A 17646-nucleotide genomic window follows, 5' to 3' on the forward strand; every position below is an offset into this window, starting at 1 on the left:
GTGAAAGACTTACTTAAGTTTCTGAAAGCGCAAACTAAGACCGAAGAGTTTGATGCGATCAAAATTGCTCTGGCCTCGCCAGACATGATCCGTTCATGGTCTTTTGGTGAAGTTAAAAAGCCGGAAACCATTAACTACCGTACCTTCAAGCCTGAGCGTGACGGTCTTTTCTGTGCCCGTATTTTTGGACCGGTAAAAGACTACGAATGCCTGTGCGGTAAGTACAAGCGTTTAAAACATCGCGGCGTGATCTGTGAGAAGTGTGGCGTTGAAGTTACACAGACCAAAGTACGTCGTGAGCGCATGGGCCACATTGAGCTGGCTTCACCGACTGCGCACATTTGGTTCCTGAAATCACTGCCTTCGCGTATCGGCTTGCTGCTGGATATGCCACTGCGTGATATCGAGCGCGTGCTGTACTTCGAATCTTATGTGGTTATCGAAGGCGGCATGACCAATCTGGAAAAACGTCAGATTTTGACGGAAGAGCAGTATCTTGACGCGCTGGAAGAGTTCGGTGACGAATTTGACGCGAAGATGGGTGCGGAAGCTATCCAGGCGCTGCTGAAAAACATGGATCTGGAGCAAGAGTGCGAGCAGCTGCGTGAAGAGCTGAACGAGACCAACTCCGAGACCAAACGTAAAAAGCTGACCAAGCGTATCAAGCTGCTGGAAGCGTTCGTTCAGTCTGGTAACAAGCCAGAGTGGATGATCCTGACTGTTCTGCCGGTTCTGCCGCCAGATCTGCGTCCGCTGGTACCGCTGGACGGTGGTCGTTTCGCAACGTCGGATCTGAACGATCTGTATCGTCGCGTGATCAACCGTAACAACCGTCTGAAACGCCTGCTGGATCTGGCTGCGCCAGATATCATCGTACGTAACGAAAAACGTATGTTGCAGGAAGCGGTTGATGCACTGCTGGATAACGGCCGTCGCGGTCGCGCCATCACTGGCTCGAACAAGCGTCCGCTGAAATCTCTGGCAGACATGATCAAAGGTAAGCAGGGTCGTTTCCGTCAGAACCTGTTGGGTAAACGTGTTGACTACTCTGGCCGTTCAGTTATCACCGTTGGTCCATACCTGCGTCTGCATCAGTGCGGTCTGCCGAAGAAAATGGCTCTTGAGCTGTTCAAACCGTTCATCTACGGCAAGTTGGAACTGCGTGGCCTGGCCACCACTATCAAAGCCGCTAAGAAAATGGTTGAGCGCGAAGAGGCTGTCGTTTGGGATATCCTGGACGAAGTGATCCGCGAACACCCGGTACTGCTGAACCGTGCACCAACTCTGCACCGTTTGGGTATCCAGGCGTTTGAACCGGTTCTGATCGAAGGTAAAGCGATCCAGCTGCACCCGCTGGTTTGTGCGGCATATAACGCCGACTTCGATGGTGACCAGATGGCTGTTCACGTACCGCTGACGCTGGAAGCCCAGCTGGAAGCGCGTGCGCTGATGATGTCGACCAACAACATTCTGTCACCAGCGAACGGCGAGCCAATCATCGTTCCTTCACAGGACGTTGTTTTGGGTCTGTACTACATGACCCGCGACAAAGTGAACGCCAAAGGCGAAGGCATGGTGCTGACTGGCCCGAAAGAAGCTGAGCGTGTTTATCGCGCTGGCCTGGCCGAGCTGCATGCACGCGTTAAAGTGCGTATCACTGAATACACCAAGAACGAGCAGGAAGAGTTCGTTGCGAAAACCAGCATTATCGACACCACCATTGGTCGTGCGATTCTGTGGATGATCGTTCCGAAAGGCCTGCCTTACTCCATCGTCAACCAGGCGCTGGGTAAGAAAGCCATTTCCAAGATGCTGAACACCTGTTACCGCATTCTTGGTCTGAAGCCGACCGTTATCTTTGCTGACCAAACTATGTACACCGGTTTTGCTTACGCAGCCCGTTCAGGTGCCTCTGTAGGTATCGACGACATGGTCATCCCAGCGAAGAAAGCGGAAATCGTAGCCGAAGCGGAAGCGGAAGTTGCTGAGATTCAGGAACAGTTCCAGTCTGGTCTGGTAACTGCTGGCGAACGTTACAACAAAGTTATCGATATTTGGGCCGCCGCTAACGAACGCGTTTCCAAAGCGATGATGGATAACCTGCAAACTGAAACCGTAATCAACCGTGATGGCGAAGAAGAGCAGCAGGTATCGTTCAACAGCATCTACATGATGGCCGACTCCGGTGCGCGTGGTTCTGCTGCACAGATTCGTCAGCTGGCCGGTATGCGTGGTCTGATGGCTAAGCCAGATGGCTCAATCATCGAAACGCCGATCACCGCGAACTTCCGTGAAGGTCTGAACGTACTCCAGTACTTCATCTCCACGCACGGTGCGCGTAAAGGTCTGGCGGATACCGCACTGAAAACTGCTAACTCCGGTTATCTGACGCGTCGTCTGGTCGACGTAGCGCAGGATCTGGTTGTTACCGAAGATGACTGCGGCACGTTCGAAGGCATCATGATGACTCCAGTCATCGAAGGTGGCGACGTTAAAGAGCCGCTGCGTGAGCGTGTACTGGGTCGTGTAACGGCTGAAGACGTTCTGAAGCCAGGCACTGCGGACATCCTGATCCCGCGTAACACCCTGATCGATGAACACTGGTGTGATGTGATCGAACTGAATTCAGTCGATGCGATTAAAGTGCGCTCGGTTGTTGGCTGTGAAACCGACTTCGGTGTGTGTGCACACTGCTACGGTCGCGATCTGGCACGTGGTCACATCATCAACAAAGGTGAGGCCATCGGTGTTATCGCAGCACAGTCCATCGGTGAGCCGGGTACACAGCTGACAATGCGTACGTTCCACATCGGTGGTGCGGCATCTCGTGCGGCTGCTGAATCCAGCATCCAGGTGAAGAACAAAGGTACTATCAAGCTGACCAACGCGAAGTCTGTAACCAACTCCTCAGGGAAACTGGTTATCGTTTCACGTAACGTTGAGCTGAAGATGATCGACGAGTTCGGTCGTACCAAAGAGAGCTATAAAGTACCTTACGGTGCGGTCATGGCTAAAGGTGATGGCGAGCAGGTTGCCGCGGGCGAAACCGTAGCAAACTGGGATCCGCATACCATGCCGGTCATCACCGAAGTGGGCGGTTTCATTCGCTTCACTGACATGATCGACGGTCAGACCATTACGCGTCAGACTGACGACTTAACCGGTCTGTCATCGCTGGTGGTTCTGGATTCTGCAGAACGTACTGCGGGTGGTAAAGATCTGCGTCCTGCGCTGAAAATTGTTGATGCCAACGGAAATGATGTTTTGATTCCAGGTACCGACATGCCAGCACAGTACTTCCTGCCGGGCAAAGCAATTGTTCAGCTGGAAGATGGCGTTAAGATCAGTGCCGGTGACACGCTGTCGCGTGTTCCGCAGGAGTCTGGCGGTACCAAGGATATTACCGGTGGTCTGCCGCGCGTTGCTGACTTGTTCGAAGCGCGTCGTCCGAAAGAGCCAGCAATCCTGGCGGAGATCAGCGGTATCATCTCCTTCGGTAAAGAGACCAAAGGTAAGCGTCGTCTGGTGATTACGCCGGTTGATGGTAGCGATCCGTACGAAGAGATGATTCCAAAATGGCGTCAGCTTAACGTATTCGAAGGTGAGCGCGTAGAACGTGGTGACGTCGTATCTGACGGCCCAGAGTCTCCGCACGACATCCTGCGTCTGCGTGGCGTCCATGCTGTGACCCGTTACATCACTAACGAAGTGCAGGAAGTTTACCGTCTGCAAGGCGTTAAGATTAACGATAAACACATCGAAGTCATCGTTCGTCAGATGCTGCGTAAAGCAACCATCTCGAGCGTGGGAAGCACCGACTTCCTGGAAGGTGAGCAGGCTGAATACTCACGCATCAAGATCTCTAACCGTGAACTTGAAGCGAATGGCAAAATCGGCGCAACATTCATGCGCGATCTGCTGGGTATCACCAAAGCGTCACTGGCAACCGAATCGTTCATCTCTGCAGCATCGTTCCAGGAGACCACGCGTGTCCTGACCGAAGCAGCAGTTGCAGGTAAGCGTGATGAACTGCGCGGCCTGAAAGAGAACGTCATCGTGGGTCGTCTGATCCCAGCCGGTACCGGTTATGCTTATCACCAGGATCGTATGCGTCGCCGCTCTGCGGGCGAAGCACCGGTTGCACCGCAGGTCACTGCGGATGAAGCCTCTGCAAGCCTGGCAGAATTGCTTAACGCCGGTCTGGGCGGAAGCGACGACGAGTAATTCGTCTGCTAAAGCTGACCAATAAAAAACCCTGCTTCGGCAGGGTTTTTTTTCGTCTTCATTTTGTCAGAACTTGCGGCAGACATCTTCGCGTGTCAGTCCGATATCACGCAGCTGGTTATCACTCAGTTTTGACAGGATGCGGTGAGTTTCACGCCGTGCTTTCCAGTGTTTAACCATACGCACTGCGCCGCGGAAGATATCCAGTAAAGTGACGTCAAAAGGTTTAGCCGCGCGGTTTTGATCGAATTCCATAATCCTTGCCCTCAGTAGGTTGCCTGAGAAGCATTGTCTGATTTCTTCGCATTATGATACAGACGCAAAAAACACTTATCTTTAACATACAGATTGCCTTGAAGTGGATCTGAATGGTAATAATGAGGTCTATCTGTACTGGTTTATTATGATTGATGGCTGAGTGAGGCATACGATGACGCGCTACCAACATTTAGCATGTTTGCTTTCGGATCGTATAGAGCAAGGGCTGTACCGCAGCGGCGAGCGCTTGCCGTCGGTGCGCACGCTGAGTCTTGAACACGGCGTGAGTATCAGCACCGTTCAGCAGGCATATCATCTGCTGGAAGAGAAACAGCTGATTGTGCCGCAGCCACGTTCCGGATATTTCGTTGCAACACGCAAAGCGACGCCGCCGATGCCGGCCATCACCCGACCTGCACAGCGTCCGGTGGAAATCACGCAGTGGGAATCGGTGCTGGAGTTGCTCAGCAGCCGAATTAATAACGATGTGTTGCAACTCGGCAGCGGTATGCCCGATCTGACCCAGCCCACGTTGAAACCGCTGTGGAAAATTCAAAGCCGTATGGCGCAGAAGCAGGATATCGATCAGCTCAACTATGACAGTTTGCTGGGTGTCGCGGCACTGCGCGAACAGGTTGCGCGTCTGACGATCGACAGCGGTTGTCAGCTCACGGCAGACGATATCGTGATCACCACCGGCTGCCATGAAGCGTTGTCGATCTCGATTCGTGCGATATGTCAGGCTGGTGACATCATTGCGGTGGAGTCGCCGACTTTCCACGGCACCATGCAAACTCTGCGCGGCTTCGGCATTCGCGCCATTGAGATTCCTACCGATTCGGTCACCGGCATCAGCCTGGAAGCGCTGGAACTTGCGTTCGAACAGTGGCCGATTAAAGCGGTTGTGGTGGTGCCAAACTGCAATAATCCGCTGGGCTTTATCATGCCGGAATCTCGCAAACGTGCGCTGGTGACGCTGGCACAGCGTTTCGATGCCGCGATTATTGAAGACGATGTGTACGGCGAGCTGGCGTGGGAGTATCCGCGTCCGGTTACCCTTAAGTCGTTGGATCACGATGGACGGGTATTGCTGTGCAGTTCCTTCTCCAAGACGCTGGCGCCGGGGCTGCGTGTCGGTTGGGTGGCGCCGGGACGCTATCGCGATCGCGTGCTGCATATGAAATATATCAGCACCGGATCGACGGCCACACAGCCGCAACATGCGGTCGCCGAGTTTATTCGTCTTGGTCATTATCTGCCGCATTTGCGGCGCATGCGTCAGGTATATCAACGCAATTATGAAACCTTTAGCTGCTGGGTACGCCACTACTTTCCGTGTGGGATTTGTGTGTCGCGTCCGCAGGGCAGTTTCCTGATGTGGATTGAATTGCCAGAGGCATTTGACGCGGTCAGGCTCAATACCGAATTGCGTGAGCTGAACATGCAGGTTGCCGTAGGCTCGCTGTTTTCGGCCTCGGGTAAGTATCGCAACTGCTTGCGCCTGAATTATGGTTTGCCAATGAATGAGCACACAGAGCAGGCGATAGCTCAACTCGGCGCAGCGGTAGAACGTGCCATGCTGGCTTGTAGTCATGAATCCGTGCATACCTCCTCCCTGATCACGTGAAGAAAGGCAGGGCTGGGAGAGGTTGAGACCAGCCCTGGCCCGCTGCAAGCGACAGCGGGCAGGCACACTTTAGTCTTATCAGGAAATGACGCCAGCCCCTACATCACGCTGCTGCGCGGCAGATTCCAGCGTTTCATCTTTACTTGCCGCGCATTACACTGCTTCTGCAGGTTCGATTCCATTTTCCACCAGTGACAGTAACTGCTGCGTTGCTGCGCGCCAGTCGGCGGCTTGGGTAATCGCGCTCACCACCGCAATGCTGCCCACGCCGGTAGCCAGCACTTCCGGCACGCGCGCCAGAGAAATACCGCCAATCGCCACGGTTGGCACATTCTGCAAACGCGCCAGGTGGCGTTTCAATTCCACCACGCCTTGCGGCGCAGAAGGCATATCTTTGGTTTGCGTAGGATAGATGTGGCCAAGCGCAATGTAAGAAGGGCGCAGCGCCAAAGCCCGATCTAACTCGGCATCGTCATGCGTCGATAAACCCAGGCGCAATCCCGCCTCACGAATGGCCGCCAGATCGGCTACATCGAGATCTTCCTGGCCGAGGTGCACGCCATAAGCATGATATTTAATGGCTAAGCGCCAGTAATCATTGATAAACAGGCGAGCGCGATACTGTTTGCCGAGTGCAATCGCCTCGCGCACCGCATCTTCAACCTCGTAATCTTCACAATCTTTGATGCGCAGCTGTATGGTGCGCACACCGGCTTCCAGCAAGCGTGCGATCCATTCCACGCTATCAACAACCGGATACAGCCCCAGCTTTGAGGCTGTGGCAGGAAAGGCGTCGGTCATACATTTTCCTCTTTAAGGGTATCGGCAGCGTGATAGATCTCGACGCCACGATTGCGGAAGGCGTCCGACATTTGCGCCATACCCATCTCAATCGGCTGGGCTTCAGCCTGTTGGCGGGCGGCAAACTCACGCACTTCCTGGGTAATTTTCATCGAGCAGAATTTCGGGCCGCACATCGAGCAGAAGTGCGCTACTTTTCCTGATTCCTGCGGCAGGGTTTCATCGTGATAGGCGCGTGCGGTGTGCGGATCGAGCGCCAGATTGAACTGATCTTCCCAGCGGAATTCAAAACGCGCTTTCGACATCGCATTGTCACGGATCTGCGCACCGGGATGACCTTTTGCCAGATCCGCCGCGTGCGCAGCGATCTTGTAGGTGATCAGCCCTTGCTTCACATCCTCTTTGTTCGGCAAACCGAGGTGCTCTTTCGGCGTCACGTAACACAGCATGGCGCAGCCGAACCAGCCAATCATGGCCGCGCCGATGCCGGAAGTGAAATGGTCATAGCCGGGCGCGATATCGGTGGTGAGCGGGCCAAGCGTGTAAAACGGGGCTTCGTGACAATGCTCAAGCTGTTCGGTCATATTGCGTCGAATCATCTGCATGGGCACATGGCCCGGACCTTCAATCATCACCTGCACATCGTATTCCCAGGCGATTTTGGTCAGTTCGCCCAGCGTATGCAGTTCGGCAAATTGCGCCTCATCGTTGGCATCCTGAATCGAGCCGGGACGCAGGCCGTCGCCGAGCGACAACGCCACATCGTAGGCGGCACAAATTTCACAAATCTCGCGGAAGTGAAGATAGAGGAAACTTTCGGTGTGATGCGACAGGCACCATTTCGCCATAATCGAGCCACCGCGCGACACAATGCCGGTCAGGCGTTTGGCCGTCATCGGCACATAGCGCAGCAGCACGCCAGCGTGAATAGTGAAGTAGTCAACGCCTTGTTCCGCCTGCTCCAGCAGCGTGTCGCGGAAAATCTCCCAGTTGAGATCTTCTGCAATGCCGTTCACTTTCTCCAGCGCCTGATAAATCGGCACCGTACCAATCGGCACCGGACTATTGCGCAAAATCCACTCACGCGTTTCATGGATATAGCGGCCGGTTGAGAGATCCATCACAGTGTCTGCGCCCCAGCGCGTTGACCACACCAGCTTCTCCACTTCCTCTTCAATAGATGAGCTCACCGCAGAGTTGCCAATGTTGGCATTCACTTTCACCAGGAAGTTGCGGCCGATAATCATCGGTTCGGATTCGGGATGGTTGATGTTCGAAGGGATGATGGCGCGGCCGCTGGCGACTTCCTGACGGACAAATTCCGCGGTGATATTTTCTGGCAGATTGGCACCAAAGCTGTGACCCGGATGCTGCTGTAACAGCACTTCACCGCGAATACGCTCGCGGCCCATGTTTTCACGCAGCGCGATAAACTCCATCTCCGGCGTGATGATGCCCTGACGCGCATAGTGCAGTTGGGTAACCCGGCGACCCGCTTTGGCACGGCGCGGTTGCGGCAGCTGCTCAAAACGCAGATGGTCCAGGCCTTCATCCGCCAGACGCTGCTGCGTGTAACGGGAACTCAGCTGGTGGATGGTTTCGCTGTCGTCACGTTCTTCGATCCAATTGGCACGCAGCCTGTCGAGTCCCTGATGCACATTAATGGTGGCTTGAGGATCGCCATAAGCCCCGGCGGTGTCGTAAACCGGTACCGCTTCATTTGGCTCATAGTGCGGATTCTCTTTGCTGCCGCCTATGTGCGTTGGACTGAGCTGTATCTCACGCATCGGCACGCGAATATCCGCGCGGCTGCCGGTGATCCAGATACGTTTGGAGTTGGGGAAAGCGGTTCCCTGCAGGGAATCGATAAATTCTTGCGCCTGAGCGCGTTGTTCACGACGAGAAGTTTTAGCAGACATAGCAAGTTTCCGGTAAAGGTTGGAAGTTGCTTGTCCAGAGTTCGGAAGGAGTAACAGATACGGTGCCGGGCGCCAGCATGCACCGTGCTGATAATGTCTACTCTTGTTCCCTTCGCAGGTACTAACCTGATCAGGTTCCGCGGATCCCGAATTAACGGTCTCAGCCCTAGAGGGCACTCCGACAAGTTGGTGTTTTGTGGTTTAAGCTACTTTGCTTGCCATTTTGCACCTGGGCAGTGCTCGTGACCGTCACGTACTACGTGTACGCTCCGGTCCCTGCGCGCTGTCCGATTGCAAACTGGCTGCGCACGCTACGCTTAAACCGCAAAATTTGCCTTTTGATTGTCGTTAAAGAAGACAATAAAAAAGCCCATTTAGCATAAGAGGGCTTTTCTTGAATAACAAGTTTTTTACATCTTCGGGGTTCTAAGCCGGGCGGGCAATGGCGCTGTCGTTGGCAACCGGCGGAAGCGCCAGCTGGTTGTCCCAGGCGAGTTGCACCAGCTTATCTTCCAGCGTGAAGCGCGATTCCAGCACCTCGCCGACTTCGGAGAGCGCGGTTTGAAAATCCACGCAATTATCATCGTTAATCGCTTGCTGCAGATGGCTATCGTAGAGCTGCATGATGCGATCGGTATTCGCCTCCAGTGCCGGGTAAATCTGCGCAGCGACGAATAAGGGGCTATCACCCTGCATCTCACTAATGATGTGTTCATACACGCTGAAATGGCCGGTGGAAAGGTAATCCACCAGGTTGTGACAAAATGCGTCCAGCGCCTGTTCATCCAGCGTGGATAACGCATCTTTTTGTGGCTTCATGCCAATAAGCTCGTAGTAAGTGACGAGCAGCTGTCGACGGGCGCGCAGCCATGAATCAACCAATTCATTTCCGCCGCCTACACGCTCTGTCAGGTTATCTAACTGGTTAAGCATATGGGGCTCCAGGTAGGTTATAGTTGTTTATTACACACTTAATATTAGGATTTCAGCGTGCGATTTGACGCTAAGGACAACGATTAAGATGCAACGTGAGATCTCAAGCTTAGACGCTGGATGGTGGGTTGTCAGCCATGAGCAAAAACTTTGGTTGCCGCAGGGCGAATTGCCGCATGGCTTAGCCAGCGATTTTGGCCTCAGCGGCAGCAACGCGATTTTGATCGGCGAGTGGCAGGGCGAGAATGTCTGGCTGGTACGTGAATCGCGTCCGGACAGCATGGGCTCCGTGCGCCAACTGATTGATGAGGATGTCGGCCTGTTCCAAATCGCCGGACGTGGCGTGCAGCTGGCGGAGTTTTACCGCTCGCATCGCTGGTGCGGCTATTGCGGCCATGAGATGCACATCAGCAAACGCGAATTTGCCTGCTTGTGCAATCACTGCCGCGAGCGTTATTACCCGCAAATTGCGCCGTGCATCATCGTGGCTATCCGCCGTGGCGATGAGATCCTGCTCGCCAATCATGCGCGTCATCGTAACAATATCTACACCGTGCTGGCGGGCTTTGTCGAAGTGGGCGAAACCTTAGAACAAGCGGTGGCGCGGGAAGTGATGGAGGAGAGCAACGTGCGGGTGAAAAACGTGCGTTACGTTACCTCGCAGCCGTGGCCGTTCCCGCACTCTCTGATGATGGCGTATATGGCGGAATATGACGGCGGCGATCTGCAACACGACGGCAAAGAGCTGCTGGATGCCGGCTGGTATCGCTACGACGATCTGCCGCTGTTGCCGCCGCCCGGCACGGTGGCGCGTCGCCTGATTGAAGATACCGTTGCCCTGTGCCGCGCCAGCGCGGCGTGAAAATGCTACACTGCTGGCCTTAGCATGAGAGAGCCCATTATGAGTGAACTGAAGAACGATCGTTATCTGCGCGCCCTGTTACGTCAGCCGGTAGATGTCACACCGGTATGGATGATGCGACAAGCCGGGCGTTATTTGCCGGAGTACAAAGCCACGCGCGCTGAAGCCGGTGATTTTATGTCGCTGTGTAAGAATGCTGAGCTGGCGTGTGAAGTCACGCTGCAACCGCTGCGTCGCTATGCGCTGGATGCGGCAATTCTCTTCAGCGATATCCTCACCATTCCGGATGCGATGGGACTTGGGCTCTACTTTGAGACCGGCGAAGGCCCGCGTTTCTCCAATCCGATCACCTGCCGTGCGGATGTCGACAAGCTGCCAGTGCCGGATCCAGAGCAAGAGCTCGGTTATGTGATGAACGCGGTGCGTACCATTCGTCACAACCTGAAAGGCGAAGTGCCGCTGATCGGTTTCTCCGGCAGCCCGTGGACGCTGGCAACCTACATGGTTGAAGGCGGCAGCAGCAAAGCGTTCACCAAAATTAAAAAGATGATGTACGCCGAGCCGCAAACCCTGCACAAGCTGCTGGATAAGCTGGCAGATAGCGTGATTCTTTATCTCAATGCGCAGATCAAAGCTGGCGCGCAGTCGGTCATGGTGTTCGACACATGGGGCGGCGTGCTGACCGGACGCGACTATCGCGAATTCTCGCTCTATTACATGCATAAAATCGTCGATAGCGTGCTGCATGAGAATGAAGGTCGCCGCGTTCCTATTACGCTGTTCACTAAAGGTGGCGGCCAATGGCTGGAAGCGATAGCGGCGACCGGCTGCGATGCGCTGGGACTCGACTGGACCACCGATATCGCCGATGCGCGTCGTCGCGTGGGTGATAAAGTGGCGCTGCAGGGCAACATGGATCCTTCCATGCTGTATGCACCGCCTGCGCGCATTGAGCAGGAAGTCGCCGGGATTCTCGAAGGTTTTGGCACTGGCGAAGGTCACGTGTTTAACCTGGGCCACGGCATCCATCCTGATGTGCCGCCTGAGCATGCTGGTGCGTTTGTTGAAGCGGTGCATCGTCTGTCACGTCCGTATCATCAGGGCTGATGATGGATTTAGCCGCACTACGCCAGGAACAATTACAGCGCGCTGCTGATGTGGTACGGCAGGATGATTTCGATGTGCTGCCGCCACGCTTTCTTGGTGGTGCCGACGTGGGATTTGAACAGGGCGGCGAGATCACGCGCGCGGCTCTGGTCATCCTCGAGTATCCATCCTTAAAGCTGGTGGAACACCGCATTGCGCGCGTGGCCACCGCCATGCCCTATATTCCGGGCTTCTTATCCTTCCGCGAAATGCCAGCGCTGCTGGAAGCCTGGCAGCAGCTCTCCCAGTTGCCCGATCTGCTGTTTGTCGATGGACACGGTATTTCCCATCCCCGTCGGCTTGGCGTGGCGGCGCATTTCGGTTCGCTGGTGGATGTGCCCACCATTGGCGTGGCGAAGAAGCGTTTGTGTGGACGTTTTGCTGAGCTGGACGCCGAGCCAGGCAGCCGTCAGCCGCTGCTCGACAAAGGCGAACAGATTGGCTGGGTATGGCGCAGTAAAGCGCGCTGTAATCCGCTGTTTATCTCGACCGGCCATCGCGTCAGCCTGGATAGCGCATTGCAATGGGTGGAAGCCTGTACTGCGGGCTATCGTTTGCCGGAACCGACGCGTTGGGCGGATGCTGTCGCCTCCGGACGCCCGGCCTTTCTGCGCTGGCAAAACACGCCTTAACGCTGTTTGTGCCCGGCTTTTGCGGTACACTGCCGCCAGCTAACCTATTGAGAGTAAGTTTGATGTTACAGAATCCCGTCCATTTGCGTCTGGCGAAGCTTGAAAGCTGGCAGCATATGACTTTCATGGCCTGCCTTTGCGAGCGTATGTTCCCCAACTATTGGGCTTTTTGTCAGCAGACCGCATTCGCCGATCCGCAACTCTATCGCCGCATCCTCGATCTCATCTGGGAAAGCCTGACGGTCAAAGATGCCAAAATCAATTTCGACGGTCAGCTGGAGAAATTTGAAGCGGCGATCCCTGATGGTGACGATTTTGAGGTTTACGGTGTTCATCCGGCGATTGATGCCTGCGTGGCCTTGAGTGAACTGCTGCATGCACAGCTCAGCGGCGAAACGCTTGAGCACGCCGTTGAAGTCAGCCGTACATCGATCACCACCGTAGCGATTCTGGAAATGACGCAGGCCGGTCGCGAAATGACCGACGAAGAGCTGCGCGGAAATCAGGCTGTCATCGATGAATGGGACCTGCAGTGGGAGATTTTCCGCCTGCTGTCAGAGTGCGAGGAGCGAGACCTGGAATTGATTAAAGGCCTGCGTGCAGACCTGCGCGAAGCGGGAATCAGTAACATCGGTATACTTTTTCAGCAATAAGGCAAGAAAACGTGACTTCAGGCCCGAATTACCGCGCCTGGAGGCTTCACATCAGCCCCCAGTCTGGTCTACATTTGGGGGGCTGAAAATTGTGGCTATCGGTGCGTGCCGGCTGAACAAGGTCTGAGAATGGCTTTTCCCTCGCACTCGTTGCTTAGCAAGCGATAAATACACTTTAAGGATAACTTATGAACAAGACTCAACTGATTGATGTGATCGCAGAGAAAGCTGACCTGTCTAAAACCCAGGCTAAGACTGCGCTGGAATCTACCCTGGCTGCGATCACTGAGTCTCTGAAAGAAGGTGATGCTGTACAACTGGTTGGTTTTGGTACTTTTAAAGTGAACCACCGCGCTGAGCGTACCGGTCGCAACCCGCAGACTGGCAAAGAGATCAAAATTGCAGCAGCTAACGTGCCAGCGTTCGTTTCAGGCAAAGCTCTGAAAGACGCTGTTAAGTAAGTTTCCGCATTGCGGTTTAGCTTTAAAAGAGGGGGCGTTAGCGCCCCTTTTTGTTGCCGGGACCTGCCATGCTGAATTCAATTCCTCAGCGCGTTTGCGCCCTGTTATTTGGTGCGCTGCTGACGGGCTGTAGCTCCACTCCTGAACTTCCTGCCTTCACGGCGAGCGGCTATCTGGCCGACCGCGGCACTGTGCGCATCTGGCGCAAGAATAGCGACCATCAAGTTGTTCACCTGCGTACGGTCTTCACGCCGTTTAATGGCGATGCGATGGAAACCACTGACTACAATTGGCAGCAGCAGAAGCTGATTAGCGTCGAACGGCGCGTCGCGGGTGCACAGCCGGATGATGTCACCTTACGCTTCGATCATCAGGGCAATCTCAATTTCATGCAGCGCCAGCTGGCGGGGCGACGTGAAGCGGTCAGCGCTGATAGCGTTGAACTATATCGCTTCGATGCGCAGCGCATGCTGGATCAGAGCAATGCGTTGCTTGCAGGCCGTGTATTACTGCGTCAGGGCCATTGGCTGGGTGGCAATCAGGTGCGTGAGTGCGATGACAAGCTGGTGAATGTGGCCTTTGATCGCGACACGCTGTATACGCTAGGCCGCCAGCAGCAGAGCCAGGCTGCGCCATTGATGGTGTCGTGGCTGGAAGCGCCGGAAGGTGTGCAACTGCTGCGTGCTACGCCGGATGACGAATGCAGCTGGCAGCCAAAAGAGAGTGATTTCTGACAGGTGGAAAAGAGAAGGGGCACCTGCGGTGCCCCTTTGCGTACTTATTTGCGGTCAATCGCGCGGTAGCCGATATCGCGGCGGCAGAAGCTGCCATCCCACGAGATATGCTGCGCCAGCGCATACGCGTTCTTCTGCGCAGCGGCAACATCGTCGCCCAGTGCGGTCACGCACAGTACGCGACCACCGTTGGTGACCACCAGATCGTCCTTCATGGTGGTGCCAGCATGGAACACCTTGCCATCCGGTACTTCTTCCAGCGGCAGACCGTGAATCTGATCGCCCGTGTTGTAATCGCCCGGATAACCACCCGCCGCTAACACCACGCCGAGAGAGGGACGCGGATCCCACTGCGAGGTTTGCTGATCCAGTTTACCGTCGGTCGCCGCCAGACACAGCGCCACCAGATCCGACTGCAGGCGCAGCATGATCGGCTGAGTTTCCGGATCGCCGAAGCGGCAGTTAAATTCGATCACTTTAGGCTGACCGGCTTTATCGATCATCAACCCAGCGTACAGGAAGCCGGTATAAATGTTGCCTTCTGCTTTCATACCGTTGACGGTTGGCCAGATGATCTGATCCATCACGCGCTGGTGGATCTCATCGGTTACCACGGGCGCCGGAGAATACGCGCCCATGCCGCCGGTATTTGGACCGGTATCGCCATCGCCGACACGTTTGTGATCCTGGCTGGTGGCCATCGGCAGCACGTTGTTGCCGTCGACCATCACGATAAAGCTGGCCTCTTCGCCATCGAGGAACTCTTCAATCACGATACGGTGACCAGCATCGCCGAACGCATTGCCAGCCAGCATATCCTGCACAGCGGCTTCCGCTTCCGCCAGTTCCATCGCCACGATCACGCCTTTACCGGCCGCCAGACCGTCAGCTTTGATCACGATCGGTGCGCCTTTCTCATGCAGATACGCCAGCGCAGGTTCCACTTCGGTGAAGTTCTGGTATTCGGCGGTTGGAATCTGCTGACGTGCCAGGAAATCTTTGGTGAACGCCTTTGAGCCTTCCAGTTGGGCAGCGGCTTGCGTTGGGCCAAAGATCTTCAGACCTGCAGCACGGAACGCATCAACCACGCCAATCACCAGCGGTGCTTCCGGACCAACGATGGTCAGATCGATCTTTTCCTGCTGAGCAAAGGCCAGTAGCGCGGGAACGTCGGTGGCGCTGATTGCCACGTTTTGCAGAGCCGGCTCGAGCGCGGTGCCCGCATTGCCAGGCGCGACAAATACTGTTTCCGCCAGTGGCGATTGTGCCGCTTTCCATGCCAGCGCGTGTTCACGTCCGCCATTACCAATCACTAAAATTTTCATCTGTACTGCTCCCAACAATTAATGGCGGAAATGACGCATGTCGGTAAAGATCATCGCGATGCCGTGCTCATCAGCGGCGGCAATCACCTCATCATCACGGATTGAACCGCCTGGCTGAATCACGCAACTGATACCCACAGCCGCAGCGGCGTCGATACCGTCGCGGAACGGGAAGAAGGCATCAGACGCCATCGCGGACCCTTTCACTTCCAGACCTTCGTCACCGGCTTTGATACCGGCAATTTTGGCCGAGTAAACGCGGCTCATCTGGCCGGCGCCAATGCCGATGGTCATGTTGTCACGTGCGTAGACGATGGCGTTGGATTTAACGAACTTCGCCACTTTCCAGCAGAACAGCGCATCACGCAGTTCCTGCTCAGTTGGCTGACGTTTGCTGACAACGCGCAGCTGACTGGCATTGACCATGCCCAAATCGCGATCCTGAACCAGCACGCCGCCGTTAACGCGTTTGAAATCCAGTGCCGCAACGCGACCTTGCCACTGACCACACAACAGAACGCGCACGTTCTGCTTGGCCGCGGTAACTTTCAGTGCCGCTTCGCTGGCCGATGGCGCGATGATCACTTCAACAAACTGACGGCTGATGATCGCCTGCGCGGTGGCTTCGTCCAGCTCGCGGTTAAAGGCGATGATGCCACCGAAAGCGGAAGTAGGATCGGTTTTGTAGGCACGCTCGTAAGCGTCAAGAATCGAACCACCAACTGCCACGCCGCATGGATTAGCGTGTTTGACGATCACACAAGCGGCTTCGTCGAACTCTTTCACGCATTCAAGTGCGGCATCGGTATCGGCGATATTGTTGTATGAGAGCGCTTTGCCCTGAACCTGCCGCGCAGTGGCCACTGAAGCTTCAGCAACATTCTCTTCTATATAGAAGGCAGCATCTTGATGGCTGTTCTCGCCGTAACGCATATCCTGCTTCTTAATGAAGTTGAGGTTCAGCGTGCGCGGGAAGCGGCCAGCCGGTTCTTTGCTGTCGCTGTGATAAGCCGGCACCAGGCTACCGAAGTAGTTGGCGATCATGCTGTCGTAGGCGGCAGTGTGTTCGAAAGCTTTGATGGCCAGATCGAAACGCGTTTCCAGCGTGAGCGAGTTTTCGTTGGCATCCAGCTCGGCAATGATCGCTTCGTAATCGCTGCTCTTCACCACGATCGCCACGTCTTTGTGGTTCTTCGCCGCTGAGCGAACCATGGTTGGGCCACCGATATCGATGTTCTCAACCGCGTCAGCTAATGAGCAATCAGGTTTGGCAACGGTTTGTGCGAAGGGATAGAGGTTGACGACCACCATGTCGATTGGGTTGATGGCGTGTTCAGCCATTATCGCATCATCCTGACCACGACGACCCAAAATGCCGCCATGCACTTTCGGGTGCAGCGTTTTGACGCGTCCATCCATCATTTCCGGGAAACCGGTGTAGTCAGAAACTTCGGTGACGGGCAAGCCCGCATCTGCCAGCAGACGTGCTGTACCGCCTGTGGAGAGCAGCTCAACACCACGACTGGAGAGTGCCTGAGCAAATTCGAGGATACCGGCTTTGTCAGAGACACTGAGTAGAGCGCGGCGTACAGGACGACGTTGTTGCATGGTGGTTTTATCCCTTGGCTTTGTTTCGCGTAATAAAGAGCGTTACATCAAGCTTAGTGTCTCTCTTCTATATAGAAGGAAACGCTTGCCTCATGTAACGCCCCAAAAGGGGCATCCTTGACGTCGCCGGGCATTGTAGCGAAAACGTTTGCGTGATGCTCGCCTAAATTCATTTGTGCGGCAGAGTGTGGATAACACTGTGTGTAACTGCGTATAAGGCGGGGTTTTGCTGTGGAATGCAGCGAACGGTTGTTTTTATTGAATTTAGCGGTTGCGTGCTGAGAACAACTCCCTATAATGCGCATCCATCAACACGGCACAACGGTTTACGAAGTGCGGTGTTGGTGAGGAAGATTCGATAAGAACTTCCGCCGGATGAAAACGCTGAAAAAAGTGTTTGACTCCGAAGGAGAGTAGCGTAGTATACGCCACCTCGCGACAGACGGTTCAGCCGCTGTTCGCA

14 protein-coding genes and 1 riboswitch are annotated in these 17646 nt (G+C 55.0%); of the genes, 8 read left to right on the forward strand and 6 right to left on the reverse strand.

Annotated elements, in window-relative coordinates; translation table 11 throughout:
• Entirely contained in the window at positions 1-4224 is a 4224-nt protein-coding gene (gene rpoC, locus DEU53_RS22640) for a DNA-directed RNA polymerase subunit beta' (protein ID WP_101763019.1), read from the forward strand.
• A 66-nt stretch (positions 4225-4290) separates the two neighbouring features.
• Here the strand turns inward: rpoC and DEU53_RS22645 are convergent, their stop codons facing one another.
• Entirely contained in the window at positions 4291-4479 is a 189-nt protein-coding gene (locus DEU53_RS22645; protein WP_008108404.1) for a DUF1127 domain-containing protein, read from the reverse strand.
• A gap of 175 nt (positions 4480-4654) precedes the next feature.
• Here DEU53_RS22645 and DEU53_RS22650 point away from each other — a divergent pair, with 175 nt between their 5' ends.
• Complete coding sequence (locus tag DEU53_RS22650) at positions 4655-6109, forward strand: PLP-dependent aminotransferase family protein (protein ID WP_110868436.1); 1455 nt, start codon at positions 4655-4657, stop codon at positions 6107-6109.
• A gap of 153 nt (positions 6110-6262) precedes the next feature.
• On the opposite strand, the gene thiE is transcribed toward DEU53_RS22650, so the two are convergent.
• The 3 genes from thiE to rsd form a co-directional block, all read right to left on the reverse strand.
• Positions 6263-6910, reverse strand: a complete 648-nt coding sequence (gene thiE / locus DEU53_RS22655; RefSeq protein ID WP_110868437.1) for a thiamine phosphate synthase — start codon at positions 6908-6910, stop codon at positions 6263-6265.
• Positions 6907-8829 (reverse strand): phosphomethylpyrimidine synthase ThiC, encoded by a 1923-nt coding sequence (gene thiC / locus DEU53_RS22660; RefSeq protein ID WP_110868438.1) that lies wholly within the window; start codon positions 8827-8829, stop codon positions 6907-6909. Before thiC ends, thiE begins: the two co-directional genes overlap by 4 nt.
• A gap of 90 nt (positions 8830-8919) precedes the next feature.
• A riboswitch (TPP riboswitch) is annotated at positions 8920-9020 on the reverse strand.
• Positions 9021-9255: 235 nt separating this feature from the next.
• Complete coding sequence (gene rsd, locus DEU53_RS22670) at positions 9256-9762, reverse strand: sigma D regulator (protein ID WP_101763024.1); 507 nt, start codon at positions 9760-9762, stop codon at positions 9256-9258.
• An 88-nt stretch (positions 9763-9850) separates the two neighbouring features.
• Between rsd and nudC the strand changes: the two genes are divergently transcribed.
• The 6 genes from nudC to DEU53_RS22700 all read left to right on the forward strand — a co-directional run bounded on the left by nudC (position 9851) and on the right by DEU53_RS22700 (position 14250).
• Positions 9851-10624, forward strand: a complete 774-nt coding sequence (gene nudC / locus DEU53_RS22675; RefSeq protein WP_110868440.1) for an NAD(+) diphosphatase — start codon at positions 9851-9853, stop codon at positions 10622-10624.
• Positions 10625-10663: 39 nt separating this feature from the next.
• Positions 10664-11731, forward strand: a complete 1068-nt coding sequence (gene hemE / locus DEU53_RS22680; protein WP_101763026.1) for a uroporphyrinogen decarboxylase — start codon at positions 10664-10666, stop codon at positions 11729-11731.
• A 2-nt stretch (positions 11732-11733) separates the two neighbouring features.
• Positions 11734-12402, forward strand: coding sequence for a deoxyribonuclease V (gene nfi, locus DEU53_RS22685; RefSeq protein WP_233501847.1), 669 nt, complete (start codon positions 11734-11736; stop codon positions 12400-12402).
• Between the two features lie 62 nt (positions 12403-12464).
• Positions 12465-13055, forward strand: a complete 591-nt coding sequence (locus tag DEU53_RS22690) for a YjaG family protein (RefSeq protein ID WP_110868442.1) — start codon at positions 12465-12467, stop codon at positions 13053-13055.
• A gap of 188 nt (positions 13056-13243) precedes the next feature.
• Positions 13244-13516 (forward strand): nucleoid-associated protein HU-alpha, encoded by a 273-nt coding sequence (hupA, locus tag DEU53_RS22695; RefSeq protein ID WP_007886275.1) that lies wholly within the window; start codon positions 13244-13246, stop codon positions 13514-13516.
• A 68-nt stretch (positions 13517-13584) separates the two neighbouring features.
• A complete protein-coding gene (locus DEU53_RS22700; protein WP_101763029.1) occupies positions 13585-14250 on the forward strand; it encodes a DUF1481 domain-containing protein in 666 nt (221 codons plus the stop codon).
• Positions 14251-14294: 44 nt separating this feature from the next.
• Here the strand turns inward: DEU53_RS22700 and purD are convergent, their stop codons facing one another.
• Positions 14295-15575, reverse strand: coding sequence for a phosphoribosylamine--glycine ligase (gene purD, locus DEU53_RS22705; RefSeq protein WP_110868443.1), 1281 nt, complete (start codon positions 15573-15575; stop codon positions 14295-14297).
• An 18-nt stretch (positions 15576-15593) separates the two neighbouring features.
• Positions 15594-17183: a bifunctional phosphoribosylaminoimidazolecarboxamide formyltransferase/IMP cyclohydrolase gene (gene purH / locus DEU53_RS22710; protein ID WP_110868444.1), complete on the reverse strand. Its 1590-nt coding sequence runs from the start codon at positions 17181-17183 to the stop codon at positions 15594-15596.
• Positions 17184-17646: the final 463 nt, after the last annotated feature.

Origin of the sequence: Pantoea sp. AG1095, from assembly GCF_003208415.1 — a bacterium.
Classification (GTDB): Bacteria; Pseudomonadota; Gammaproteobacteria; order Enterobacterales; family Enterobacteriaceae; genus Pantoea; species Pantoea leporis.

What these genes read in the sequence shown, in the direction of transcription:
- purH (WP_110868444.1), bottom strand. Translation starts at nt 17,183, where the DNA reads ATGCAACAACGTCGTCCTGTACGCCGCGCTCTACTCAGTGTCTCTGAC.
- purD (WP_110868443.1), bottom strand. Translation starts at nt 15,575, where the DNA reads ATGAAAATTTTAGTGATTGGTAATGGCGGACGTGAACACGCGCTGGCA.
- nfi (WP_233501847.1), top strand. Translation starts at nt 11,734, where the DNA reads ATGGATTTAGCCGCACTACGCCAGGAACAATTACAGCGCGCTGCTGAT.
- hupA (WP_007886275.1), top strand. Translation starts at nt 13,244, where the DNA reads ATGAACAAGACTCAACTGATTGATGTGATCGCAGAGAAAGCTGACCTG.
- DEU53_RS22700 (WP_101763029.1), top strand. Translation starts at nt 13,585, where the DNA reads ATGCTGAATTCAATTCCTCAGCGCGTTTGCGCCCTGTTATTTGGTGCG.
- rsd (WP_101763024.1), bottom strand. Translation starts at nt 9,762, where the DNA reads ATGCTTAACCAGTTAGATAACCTGACAGAGCGTGTAGGCGGCGGAAAT.
- DEU53_RS22650 (WP_110868436.1), top strand. Translation starts at nt 4,655, where the DNA reads ATGACGCGCTACCAACATTTAGCATGTTTGCTTTCGGATCGTATAGAG.
- thiC (WP_110868438.1), bottom strand. Translation starts at nt 8,829, where the DNA reads ATGTCTGCTAAAACTTCTCGTCGTGAACAACGCGCTCAGGCGCAAGAA.
- DEU53_RS22690 (WP_110868442.1), top strand. Translation starts at nt 12,465, where the DNA reads ATGTTACAGAATCCCGTCCATTTGCGTCTGGCGAAGCTTGAAAGCTGG.
- nudC (WP_110868440.1), top strand. Translation starts at nt 9,851, where the DNA reads ATGCAACGTGAGATCTCAAGCTTAGACGCTGGATGGTGGGTTGTCAGC.
- thiE (WP_110868437.1), bottom strand. Translation starts at nt 6,910, where the DNA reads ATGACCGACGCCTTTCCTGCCACAGCCTCAAAGCTGGGGCTGTATCCG.
- DEU53_RS22645 (WP_008108404.1), bottom strand. Translation starts at nt 4,479, where the DNA reads ATGGAATTCGATCAAAACCGCGCGGCTAAACCTTTTGACGTCACTTTA.
- hemE (WP_101763026.1), top strand. Translation starts at nt 10,664, where the DNA reads ATGAGTGAACTGAAGAACGATCGTTATCTGCGCGCCCTGTTACGTCAG.